1 protein-coding gene is annotated in these 241 nt (G+C 38.6%); it reads right to left on the reverse strand.

Going from position 1 to position 241, the window contains the following annotated elements; translation table 11 throughout:
- Window positions 1-241: hypothetical protein (locus SB775_RS33270; protein ID WP_410865566.1), on the reverse strand; the 241-nt coding region annotated here is incomplete at both ends.

Here is a 241-nt window from a genome sequence, read left to right on the forward strand (position 1 = left end):
GGTCATAGGCTTGTATGCGTAACGGGTCACCGAAGTTATTTGTACCTGATCCTCCAAGGTCTCCAGCTTCAGTATAGATAATAATTTTTACAGGCTCCTGCTTAGAAAAAAGAGAGATGAAATTTTGAGTGAATTTGTTTAATCCCTTGACCTCTCCTGTGATGATTTTGTCAATCTCAGCAACAATTTCATTAACTGAGTTTACGGCACTGGTACTAAAGTGCGATCTATCATCGTATAT

The sequence above is a fragment of the Peribacillus sp. SIMBA_075 genome, assembly GCF_046534585.1.